The organism is Actinomyces sp. 594 (assembly GCF_019325145.1).
In the GTDB taxonomy this organism is placed as follows: Bacteria; Actinomycetota; Actinomycetes; order Actinomycetales; family Actinomycetaceae; genus Actinomyces.
Genome location: NZ_PIZC01000037.1, coordinates 54,649 through 65,134, shown reverse-complemented (window position 1 = coordinate 65,134; position 10,486 = coordinate 54,649). Strand labels below are relative to the sequence as shown.

General features: G+C 68.4%; 12 protein-coding genes and 1 tRNA gene. 4 read left to right on the top strand and 9 right to left on the bottom strand.

The window, feature by feature from the left end; all coding sequences use genetic code 11:
• Positions 1 to 84: 84 nt before the first annotated feature.
• On the bottom strand, positions 85 to 1,539 hold the full coding sequence (gene rpsA, locus GZ998_RS05650) for a 30S ribosomal protein S1 (protein WP_161923972.1): 1,455 nt from the start codon (positions 1,537 to 1,539) through the stop codon (positions 85 to 87).
• Positions 1,540 to 1,781: 242 nt separating this feature from the next.
• On the bottom strand, positions 1,782 to 4,481 hold the full coding sequence (gene polA / locus GZ998_RS05645) for a DNA polymerase I (protein ID WP_374939167.1): 2,700 nt from the start codon (positions 4,479 to 4,481) through the stop codon (positions 1,782 to 1,784).
• Positions 4,482 to 4,570: 89 nt separating this feature from the next.
• Here polA and GZ998_RS05640 point away from each other — a divergent pair, with 89 nt between their 5' ends.
• Positions 4,571 to 5,095, top strand: a complete 525-nt coding sequence (locus tag GZ998_RS05640) for a PaaI family thioesterase (protein WP_162679542.1) — start codon at positions 4,571 to 4,573, stop codon at positions 5,093 to 5,095.
• Positions 5,096 to 5,143: 48 nt separating this feature from the next.
• On the opposite strand, the gene GZ998_RS05635 is transcribed toward GZ998_RS05640, so the two are convergent.
• Positions 5,144 to 5,752 carry an ANTAR domain-containing response regulator gene (locus GZ998_RS05635; protein WP_162679541.1) on the bottom strand — a complete coding sequence of 203 codons (609 nt, stop codon included), beginning with the start codon at positions 5,750 to 5,752 and terminating at the stop codon, positions 5,144 to 5,146.
• A 66-nt stretch (positions 5,753 to 5,818) separates the two neighbouring features.
• On the opposite strand from GZ998_RS05635, the gene GZ998_RS05630 reads away from it, so the two are divergent.
• A tRNA-Leu gene (locus GZ998_RS05630) sits at positions 5,819 to 5,892 on the top strand.
• Between the two features lie 154 nt (positions 5,893 to 6,046).
• Here the strand turns inward: GZ998_RS05630 and GZ998_RS05625 are convergent.
• From GZ998_RS05625 to GZ998_RS05620, 3 genes are read right to left on the bottom strand one after another with little or no spacing between them, the layout of a single operon-like run.
• On the bottom strand, positions 6,047 to 7,183 hold the full coding sequence (locus tag GZ998_RS05625) for a site-specific integrase (RefSeq protein ID WP_219109315.1): 1,137 nt from the start codon (positions 7,181 to 7,183) through the stop codon (positions 6,047 to 6,049).
• A 33-nt stretch (positions 7,184 to 7,216) separates the two neighbouring features.
• Positions 7,217 to 7,525, bottom strand: a complete 309-nt coding sequence (gene mihF / locus GZ998_RS13325; RefSeq protein ID WP_308807173.1) for an integration host factor, actinobacterial type — start codon at positions 7,523 to 7,525, stop codon at positions 7,217 to 7,219.
• A gap of 17 nt (positions 7,526 to 7,542) precedes the next feature.
• Positions 7,543 to 7,740 carry an AlpA family transcriptional regulator gene (locus GZ998_RS05620; protein WP_219109314.1) on the bottom strand — a complete coding sequence of 66 codons (198 nt, stop codon included), beginning with the start codon at positions 7,738 to 7,740 and terminating at the stop codon, positions 7,543 to 7,545.
• A 118-nt stretch (positions 7,741 to 7,858) separates the two neighbouring features.
• On the opposite strand from GZ998_RS05620, the gene GZ998_RS05615 reads away from it, so the two are divergent.
• Both GZ998_RS05615 and GZ998_RS05610 read left to right on the top strand, forming a co-directional pair.
• Positions 7,859 to 8,254 carry a hypothetical protein gene (locus GZ998_RS05615; protein ID WP_219109313.1) on the top strand — a complete coding sequence of 132 codons (396 nt, stop codon included), beginning with the start codon at positions 7,859 to 7,861 and terminating at the stop codon, positions 8,252 to 8,254.
• Positions 8,255 to 8,611 (top strand): hypothetical protein, encoded by a 357-nt coding sequence (locus GZ998_RS05610; protein ID WP_219109312.1) that lies wholly within the window; start codon positions 8,255 to 8,257, stop codon positions 8,609 to 8,611. It abuts the gene before it with no gap.
• 76 nt (positions 8,612 to 8,687) lie between these two features.
• Here the strand turns inward: GZ998_RS05610 and GZ998_RS05605 are convergent, their stop codons facing one another.
• The 3 genes from GZ998_RS05605 to GZ998_RS05595 all read right to left on the bottom strand — a co-directional run.
• Entirely contained in the window at positions 8,688 to 8,957 is a 270-nt protein-coding gene (locus tag GZ998_RS05605) for a hypothetical protein (RefSeq protein ID WP_219109311.1), read from the bottom strand.
• A gap of 13 nt (positions 8,958 to 8,970) precedes the next feature.
• Positions 8,971 to 9,195: a hypothetical protein gene (locus GZ998_RS05600; RefSeq protein ID WP_219109310.1), complete on the bottom strand. Its 225-nt coding sequence runs from the start codon at positions 9,193 to 9,195 to the stop codon at positions 8,971 to 8,973.
• A 90-nt stretch (positions 9,196 to 9,285) separates the two neighbouring features.
• Positions 9,286 to 10,486 (bottom strand): AAA family ATPase (locus GZ998_RS05595; protein WP_219109309.1); only part of this gene is annotated, 1,201 nt, incomplete at its 5' end.

The following is a 10,486-nucleotide window of genomic DNA, read 5'->3' as shown; positions in this document are numbered from 1 at the left end:
GCCCGCCCACCGGTTGGTGGGCGGGCCCCGATCATGGCTGTGCTCCGGGAGGGTGACCACCGAGGTGGACCCCGGTGAACCGGATCAGTTGCCGGTCAGCTTCTCGCGCAGCGCGGCCAGCGCCTCGTCGGAGGCGAGAGTACCGGTGGCCTCGGGCTGCGTTGAGGAGAAGGAGGTGGCGGCTTCCGCCGGGGCGGCCTCGCTGTCCTCCTGGTCCTCTTCCAGGGCGCGGGCGACCTGGGCCTTGTGAGCCTCCCAGCGGGCCTGCGCGGCCGCGTACTCGGCCTCCCAGGCCTCCCGCTGCGCCTCGTAGCCCTCCAGCCACTCGTTGGTCTCCGGGTCGAAGCCCTCGGGGTACTTGTAGTTGCCGTTCTCGTCGTACTCGGCGGCCATACCGTACAGCGAGGGGTCGAAGTCGTCGGAGTTCGGGTCGACGCCGTCGTTGGCCTGCTTCAGCGACAGGGAGATGCGGCGGCGGTCCAGGTCGATGTCGATAACCTTGACGAAGACCTCGTCACCAACCTTGACGACCTGCTCGGGCAGCTCCACGTGGCGCTGAGCCAGCTCGGAGATGTGCACCAGGCCCTCGATGCCGTCCTCCACGCGCACGAACGCGCCGAAGGGAACCAGCTTGGTGACCTTGCCGGGCACGACCTGGCCGATGGCGTGCGTGCGGGCGAAGGCCTGCCACGGGTCCTCCTGCGTCGCCTTGAGCGACAGGGAGACACGCTCGCGGTCGAAGTCGACGTCGAGCACCTCGACGGTGACCTCCTGGCCGACCTCCACAACCTCGGAGGGGTGGTCGATGTGCTTCCAGGACAGCTCGGAGACGTGGACCAGGCCGTCCACGCCGCCCAGGTCCACGAAGGCACCGAAGTTGACGATGGAGGAGACCACGCCCGTGCGGACCTGGCCCTTCTGCAGGGTCTGCAGGAAGTTGGTGCGAACCTCGGACTGGGTCTGCTCCAGCCAGGCGCGGCGGGACAGAACCACGTTGTTACGGTTCTTGTCCAGCTCGATGATCTTGGCCTCAAGCTCGCGGCCGACGTAGGGCTGCAGGTCCCGCACCCGGCGCATCTCCACCAGGGAGGCGGGCAGGAAGCCGCGCAGGCCGACGTCGAGGATCAGGCCGCCCTTGACGACCTCGATGACGGTGCCGGAGACGACGCCGTCCTCCTCCTTGATGCGTTCGATGGTGCCCCAGGCGCGCTCGTACTGGGCACGCTTCTTGCTCAGCAGCAGGCGGCCCTCCTTGTCCTCCTTCTGGAGAACCAGGGCCTCGATGTCATCGCCGACGGAGACGATCTCCTCGGGGTCGACATCGTGCTTGATCGACAGTTCGCGAGCGAGGATGACGCCCTCGGTCTTGTAGCCGATGTCGAGGAGGACCTCGTCGCGGTCGACCTTGACAACGGTGCCCTCGACGATGTCGCCGTCATCGAAGTACTTGATGGTCTCGTCGACGGCGGCGAGGATCTCCTCGGTCGAGCCGATGTCGTTGACGGCGACCGGGGCGGGGCTGGGCGTGTTGGTGGTCATTGAGTAGTTGCTCCGAATATGGACAGAAGGGTCGGGTCGATAGATTCCACACGTCCCCCGCGCGCGAGCCGGCCCGGACCGGCTGCGCACCACGGTTGGTCGCCGCATATGCGACGCCCAGGGGCGTGCGCGTAAGACCATACCAGCACGTTCCCAATCCGTGACTTGTGGGCGTGTCACAAACCCGGCCGAGATTTACGTGGATTTTCTCACGCCAGTGTCGGTAGTCACTCCGCGACGGGTCAGTGAGCGGCTTCCCGCCAAGTGGTGCCGCGCCCCATGGACACGTCCAGCGGCACGGACAACTCGGCCGCGCCGCTCATCCGGTCCCGTACCAGCGCCTCAACGGACTCGATCTCACCGGGGGCGATCTCCAGCAGCAGCTCATCGTGGATCTGCAGCAGGATACGGGAGCGCAGGCCGGCACCGGCCAGGGACTCGGCGACGTCCACCATGGCCTGCTTGACGATATCTGCGGCGCTGCCCTGGATGGGAGCGTTCAGGGCGGCGCGCTCGGCCATGTCCCGGCGCTGGCGGTTGTCACTGTTCAGGTCCGGCAGGTAGCGGCGACGCCCGAACATGGTCTGGGTCCACCCGTCACGGCGGGCCTGCTCGACCACGTGCTCCAGGTAGTCGCGCACACGGCCGAAGCGGGCGAAGTAGGCCTCTCGCAATGCCGCCGCCTCGGCTGTGTCAACTCCGAGCTGACGTGCCAGGCCGAAAGTTGACAGCCCGTAGGCCAGCCCGTAGCTCATGGCCTTTACATGGCTGCGCTGCTGGGGGGTGACCTCGTCGACGCCGATGCCGTGCACCATGGCCGCGACGTAGCGGTGCAGGTCCTCCCCGGAGCGGAATGCCTCGATCAGGGCGGCGTCACCGGAAAGGTGCGCCATGATCCGCATCTCGATCTGCGAGTAGTCGGCGGTAAGCAGGCATTCGTAGCCCGCCCCCACGGTGAAGGCCTCACGGATACGCATGCCCTCCTCGGTGCGTGCCGGGATGTTCTGCAGGTTCGGGTCCGTGGAGGAGAGCCGACCGGTGGCCGCGATAGTCTGCTGGAAGGTGGTGTGAATGCGCCCGTCCGGCCCGATCGCCTTGCGCAGTCCCTCCACGGTCTGCCGCAGCTTGATGGCGTCGCGGTGCTCGAGCAGGTGCTCCAGGAACGGGTGACTGGTCTTGACGTAAAGGGATGCCAGGGCATCGGCGTCGGTGGTGTAGCCGGTTTTGGTGCGGCGCGTCTTGGGCATCTTGAGCTCGTCGAAGAGCACGGCCTGCAGCTGCTTGGGGCTGGAGAGGTTGAGCTCATGCCCGGCGGCGGCGAAGGCGCCCTCGGCGGCGTGAGTCACGCGGGCGTCAAGCTCGGCCTGGCGCACGGCCAGGACGCGGTCGTCAACCGCGATGCCGGCGTCCTCCATTTGCGTCAGCGTCGCCGACACCGGCATCTCCAGGTCCAGGTACAGGTCCAGAACCCCGCGTTCGCGCATCTGCCCCTCCAGGGCCCGCTGCAGGGGCAGGAGCACGGCCGCCCGGTGGGCGGCGGCGAGCGCGGTGGCCGCGGGGGCGTCGTCGGCGAGGGACTCCAGGTCGAAGGCACTTTGGTCCTGGTCGCCCCGCGGTGCGGTAAGTGCCTCCAGGTCGACGCCGAGCCACCGCTGCGCCAGCGCGGCGACGTCGTAGGAGCGCAGCTCTGGGCGGCACAGGTAGCCGGCGAGTGAGGGATCGGCGATTACGCCGTCCAGGTCGACGCCGCGGGCGTGCAGGGCGTGCCATGCGCCCTTGGCGTCGGATACGACCTTAGGACGGTCGGCGTCGGCGAGCAGGGCGAACAGGGCCGCCTCATCGGTCGGCTCGAGCAGGGACAGGTCCGCTACGAGAGCGGCAACGCCGTCGCACAGTGCGACCATGGTCGCATCCCCCTGGCCGGGGCGCATCGTGCCGACCACATCCAGTCCGAGCGGAGCGGACGGCTCCCTGACCGGGAAGTTGGCGTCCAGCCACCGCGCGACGTCGCCGGGGGCGACGTCGTGGCCGACAGCAGCGACGGTGACGGCCTCCAGGCTCGCAGCGGGTGAATCGGCGTCGGCACGGGCCCCGTCCGCGAAGGTCAGGATCCGCTCGGAGCGCTGCTGGAGGGCACGGAATTCCAGGGCGTCCATGATGCGGCCGAGCGCCTCGCGGTCGGCCCCGGCCAGCCGCAGGTCGGCGGCGGGGTCGAGTCCGAGGTCGAGGTCGGTCAGCAGATGGTTCAGGCGGCGGTTGCGCAGCACGTCGTCGAGGTGGTCGCGCAAGGACTGGCCGGCCTTGCCCTTGATCTGGTCGGCGTTGGCGATGACGCCTTCCAGGCCGTCATACAGGCGGATCCACTTGGCGGCGGTCTTCGGGCCGACCCCCGGCACGCCCGGAAGGTTGTCGGAGGTCTCGCCGACCAGCGCGGCCAGGTGGGGGTAGCGCTCCGGCGGCACGCCGTAGCGCTCCTCGACTTCGGCCGGGGTCATTCGCCGCAGCGTGGACACGCCCTTGATCGGGTACAGGACCGTGCAGTGCTCGGTGACCGTCTGGAAGGAGTCGCGGTCCCCGGAGCAGACGAGCACCTCCATTCCCTCGCGCTGCCCCTGAGCGGCAAGAGTGGCCAGGATGTCATCGGCCTCGTATCCGGGTGCGGTCACCGTGGGCACTCCCATGGCCGCCAGCACGTCCTGGAGCAGCTCGACCTGGCCGGCGAAGGCGGGTGGCGTCTCATCGCGGGTGCTCTTGTACTCGGCGTACTCCTGGGTGCGGAAGGTACCTCCGGGCAGGTCGAAGGCCACGGCCGCGTGCGTGGGCCGCTCCTGCTCCAGCAGGGACAGGAACATGGATACGAAGCCGTACACGGCATTGGTTGACTGGCCGGTAGTAGTGGTGAAGTTCTCTGCCGGCAGGGCATAGAAGGCGCGGAAGGCCATGGAGTGCCCGTCTATGAGGAGCAGACGCCCTGCGACGTCCCGGGCGGCGGGGCTGGTCTGTTTGGTGCTCACCGTGACAGCCTAAGGGTATGAGCGACAAGCATCCCGCATCCGCCTCGGCGGACGCGCCCGTGGCCTTCCCCGCCAAGTCCGCCCGTCCCTTCCCGGTACCCCGGGCAGCCGGCTCGGCGGTCTCGGCAACTAGCGCCCTGGGCGCATCCGGGCCCGTCGACTCCCTGGACGGCACTCTCATGGCGACGCTGCGCATGGAGCTTCAGGAGCGTTCTGCCGAGCACACGGTGGTGCGCATGCCGGTGGATGGCGCCCGGCAGGTCACCGGAGTGCTGCACGGGGGCGCCAATGCGGCCCTAGTGGAGACGGCGGCGTCCGTCGCGGCGCGGGAGGCAGCGCCGACGGGCACCGCCCCGGTGGGCACCGACCTGCAGGTCAGCCACCTACGGCCGGCACGGCGCGGCTGGGTGACCGCAGTGGCCACGCCCCTGCACCGCGGGCGGCGCACCACCGTATACCGGGTGGAGGTCAGCGACGAGGACGGGCACGTCGTCGCCCACGGCACGCTGCGCTGCCTGTACGTGGAGGTGGACGGCTTCTGAAGGCCCGTCCGTAGTTCCCCTGGCCCCCGCGCGCGGGATCCCTCCCGCCTACTCCTTCTTGGCGCCGCCGACCTGCTCGATGACGGCGTCGGCTACCTCACGCATGGTCAGGCGACGGTTCATGGATGTCTTCTGCAGCCAGCGGAAGGCCTCGGGCTCACTGAGGCCCATCCGCTCCATGAGCAGGCCCTTGGCACGGTCAACGCGCTTACGAGTCTCGAAGCGCTCCTGCAGGTCGGAGATCTCCGACTCCAGGGAACGGATCTCCTCGTGACGGGACATGGCGATCTCGATGGCGGGAATCAAGTCCGCCGGGGTGAAGGGCTTGACCACGTAGGCCATGGCGCCGGCGGCGCCGGCGCGCTCCACCAGTTCAGTCTGGGAGAAGGCGGTCAGCATGACCACGGCACAGCCGTGCGCGTCGATGATGCGCTCGGCAGCAGTGATGCCGTCCAGCACCGGCATCTTCACGTCCATGACGCACAGGTCGGGCTCGTGCTCCTCGGCGAGGCGAATCGCCTCCTCCCCGTTCGCGGCCTCGGCGACGACCTCGTAGCCTGCATCCGTCAGGGTCTCGACGATGTCCAGGCGGATGAGGGTCTCGTCCTCGGCGACAAGGACTCTGCGGGACTTGGAAGAAGCGGACTCGTTGCTCACGGCTCGATACTAGTATGCTCGGGTCCGTCGTGAAGCCCGCACGCCGCCCCGCGTGTGAGCGAACGCGCCTCCGTAGCCCAATTGGCAGAGGCATCCGACTCAAAATCGGAGTGTTGTGGGTTCGAATCCCACCGGAGGTACTAGACGCCACCTACAAGGTGACACAGATAACACTCGATGGTGAGTTTTCGCTGAAACTACGGTTGCACCAGCGCACACCTCAATTTGACCCCACTCGGATGTGTCTACTTTGTGGCTACTTTGGGTCTACTTTCAACCCCGCAAGACCAGCTGTCAGCCGTCAACAAAACCGCTGATCGCGGCACGCGCGTCCGGGCCCCGATGCTCGGGCGCGATGTAGTGGGCGAGCGTCACCGCCGGGTCCGTGTGCCCCAACTGGTCTGCGGCCTCACGCGTCCCCAACTCCCGCGCCAGGAACGTCGCCAGAGTCCGCCGCAACGTGTGAGGCGTGACCTCGAAGTCCAACCCGGCCTCCCTCACGGCCGCCCGCAGACTCCGCCGCAGATTCGCCGGCGACATGTGAGTGCCGTTCCGCGTATACAACACTGGGCCCTCATCCCGAGGACCGTGCTCCACGAGGGAGACCACCACGAAGTCCGGCAAGTACAGGGTCCTGCGGGCACGGTCGGTCTTCGGCGCCTCCTGCACACCCCGACGATCCGCCGCACCATCAATGAACGTCCCCTCAACCCGAATCGTCCCAGCCTCCAAGTCCACATCATCCCAGGTCAAGGCACAGGCCTCCCCGATACGCACCCCGGTCCCCAGCATCAGATCCACCCCACAAGCCAGCGTCGTGGTCACTCTCGGACCGTGCTGGCGACTGGTCCCCCAGTCCCTGACCGCCTCACGCAGCCGCCTTACCTGCTCCGCCGTCAGCACCTCGGGCTCACGCCGCTCCTCCGGGGCCGGGACCACCGTGTCCGACACCGGATCATTCGCCGTCGCACCGTCCAGGCGCGCGTAACTGAACGCCTGGGACAGGATCGTCCTGACAACCCGCCGTTGGCCCGGCGTCGTGTCCAGAATCAGAGCCTGCACAGCCGCTGGCGTGACCTCCCCGATCAGCCACGCCCCCAGCGCCGGGGAGACGATGCGCGCCACAACCCGCTGGTAGTTGTCTGCCGACTGCGGGCGTACCCGCCCGAGCGTGCGGATCCGTTCAAGCCACGCCTCCAACAGCTGGTCCACGGTTGTCGACGCGCCCATGAGGCCCGTTGGCGGCCTGGTGCGGCCAGCAAGCTGCCGCGCGAGGGCCTGGCGGGCCGCGGCCTTCGTCGCCGCCTGGGCCCGGACCCGGCGCCGCACACCGTCGGCGTCACGCACATAGGTGCTGGCCTGCCAGGCCTTGCCCCTCGGGGTAATCGAGACCTTACCCCAGGAGCCGACGGGGATGCGATGCTGGGGCATGCCTCCTACTGTGCCACTAAGGGCGGCTGCGGCTCACCCGAACCGGCGCAGAAGTTCCGCCCGTTGCCTGGTACTCAACCCCGCCAGTCGGCGCGACTCCGCTATGCCAACCTCATCCATCACCAGGTAGGCCGTGGTCGGCCCGACCCTCGGCAGGGCCAGGAGGAGGTCCCTCACACGCATCCTCGCCAAAGCACGGTCACCAGCGTCCACGGCCGCCAGCACCTCAGGCAGGCGCAACCGCCCGGCCTTGAGGTCCCGGCGTATCCGAGCGCGTCGCTTCTTCGCGGCCACGGCCCGCGCCGAGGCTCGGCGGCGCTGCTCGCCTGTCAGTACCGGCACCGGCGTCCACCCGGGGCTCACAGTGTCCTCCCGCCAACCAGGGCCTCAAGAGTCTCCACCTTCTGGGCCGCCAGCCAGGCCTCTACGTCGCTCATGCGGTAACGCACCACATGCTCGAACCGGAAGTAGGCGGGCCCCCGGCTCGCGGACCGCCAATTGTCGAGCGTCCGGGGCGCCACCCCCAGCACCCGGGCAAGTTCCTTAGTTGTCAGCATGTCCTCCACGTCCAGAGTCGTGGTCGGACAACCCCAGACAGCCGCAGACTCCCGCACTACTGGTCGTTCCGACCACTACAGGAGGTGACCGCACACTCAACGATGGAAGGAACCCGCCATGCGCTCCCGGCCGATAAGCTGCTTCGACGCCAACTGGTTGACCTACGACACGAAAGTCAAACTTCCCACGATCGGCCAACTGGCCGACACCGCCTACCCCTACCTCGACTCCCTCGCCGTCGCGCACGGTGAGGAGCGGCGCATCGACGCCGCCCTAACCTCGCTCGCAAGGCGGCACCCCAGCAACACCATCATTGACTTCGCCCGCGAGTCCGAGGCGACGGTGCGCATTACCGTCGCCTCCCAGGCTGGGGCGTTCTCCGACCGGCAGTCCGAGATCAGTCTCGCCGTCGATCTGGACGGCTTGGTGCGCCCGCAGGAGTGCACCCTGTGGACCACCGGTTCCGACTATGCGCTGCACCGCTATCAGGTACCTGCCGAGGCGGCGGCCTAGGTGGTCCAGTCAGCGGCCGCCAACGTCGCTATGGTCCGCCTCGTCGAAGGCGGAGCCATCCCCGGTCAGGACCTGGGTGGCTACCTTGAGGCCGACTCGGACCACCAGACAGGCCTGGACTGGGCAGCTTACCGGGCCCTCGGGGCCGTGGCCCTGCGCGATGTAGTCGCGCAGGCGGCCGGAGACACCGACCCCGACGACGATGACAGCTGCTGCGTCGTCGCTGCCGTGTGGGAGGTCGACATGAGTCCCCTCTTCATTGACGCCAACCCCGCGCCCGCCGACAACGTCGACGACGAGGAGAACATCATCCCGGCCTGGGAGGCCGAACTCCTCGCCCAGGGCGCAGATGACTAACCGCGACACGTGGAGAGGCCCCTACCAGCAAACACCTGCTGGTAGGGGCCCTTCGTCGCGTGCGGTCAGGATTCGGTCAGCCGGCTAGCGCCTGGGCCTCCGCAGTGCCAGGGGCAGGGATAACCTCGTCGAGGATTGTCGCCACGCTTTCTGCCTCCTTGGAATCGGTGGTCAGCAGGATGGGGTAGTTGTCGACGCCACCCGGGAGATTGAGTACTCCGTCTTCCTGCTCACGCAGGAAGGCCCGGATGGCGGCCTCGGCGCGAGCCGTAGCGGGTTCTGGTAGGGATGCGGCTGGGATCCCTGGCGTCTGTCGCCTGCTGCTCCCTGAGCTGCTGCCTGGCACGCAGGCAAGCGTCTCACCAGCCGTCCCGCGACTCCTCCAGGAGCGCGATCCCGTACTCAAGGCGCTTGATCTCGGTCAGGAGCTGCCGCACATCCTCTACGGCCACGTGCGGGTCATCCTGGTAGGTGTTGCGCTCGGCCCCCAGGTGGGAATCATGGGCGGACAGGCGGGCCCGGATGGTCCCGACGTCAACGTCTGGCTCCGCAGGCACGTACGGCCGCAACTGCTTGCTCCTCATCTGTGCTCCTCCTCCCTGGCGGTGACCGTGATGTGGCGGGCCAGTGGCTTGCCAGCCCGCCACACCACGGTCATTTGCCTGTCTTGCGGCCTACTGGCCAACTACCTGTCCGTCCTCGATGACGACGGCGCCCTCGTCGGCGTCGCCCACGCGCTCGATCCACAGCTGAAAGTCGCCGTCGGCGACCTGCCGACGGATGGCCTCCATGGACTCGGCGTCCAGGAGCGAGCCGTCCATGATCCGCAGAACCCGCAACTCCGGGTTCAGCTCCATCGCCATCGCCACCGACACGCGGATCTGCTCTGCGGAGGAAGCCTGCGCGAACGGGACACCCTGGTAGGTGACGCCCTCGGCGTCGAAGCCCAGACCCTCAACGGGGAAGGATGCCGACGCCAGCGCCCGTGCTTTGGACTCGTCAATGGCCCCAATCTTGCGGGTCAACTCCTCGTACTGGCCGCGCAGACCCCGCAGCTCGGCGGCCTTGGCGCGGGCCTCGTTGTTGGCACGGATACGGGCGTTGTCGGCCTCGACCGTGCGCATGCGCTCCTCGATCACCGCAGTGTCGATCGGCGTCTCGGAGCCCTCGACCTCCTCGCCAGCATGCGTCTTCTCACGCTGGGCCGCGACCAGAGCGTCCTGGGCGGCGTCGAGCTGGCGGCGCAGCTCCTCGACACGTGACCGCGCCTTCTCCTCCCGGTCGCACGCCGCCGCGTAGTCGCGACGGGTCTGCTCGATCCGGGCGTTGCGGGCCTGGGCATCGTGGAGCTCTTGAATGAGCTGCTGCATCGACGTCTCCTCGACGGGCAGGGAGTCGTCGACGACGACGTTGCCGATGGCCTTGCCCTGGCGGCCGACGTCGGTGCGCTCGGAGTACAGGGTGGCGCGCTCCCGGTCGAGAGCGTCAAGGTCCACGCCGCCGAGGTCCACGAGGTCGAGCAGCGCCTCCCGCTGCTCGCCTGCCGAGAGACGTGTGAAGGCCAGGGGGTCGAAGGACAGGCCGCCGACCAGGCGGTCCAGCATCGCCTGCGGGCTGTTGTAGCGGGCGCCGTCAGCGGCCTCCACCCGCAGTGACGACCGGCCGGTCTTGTCCCAGGTGCGGGTGACCCGCAGGTCACCCAGGTCCAGGGTCACGCAGGCGTGGTCCTGCCCGTCGCGCACGGGGCGCGGAACGGCCTTCGAGGCCTTTCCGCCGCCCAGGGCCAGCCAGATGGCGTCCAGGACGGAGGACTTGCCCTGGGCGTTTCGTCCGCCCACGACCTGCACGGTCGGATCAGGGGTGATGGCTACGGCC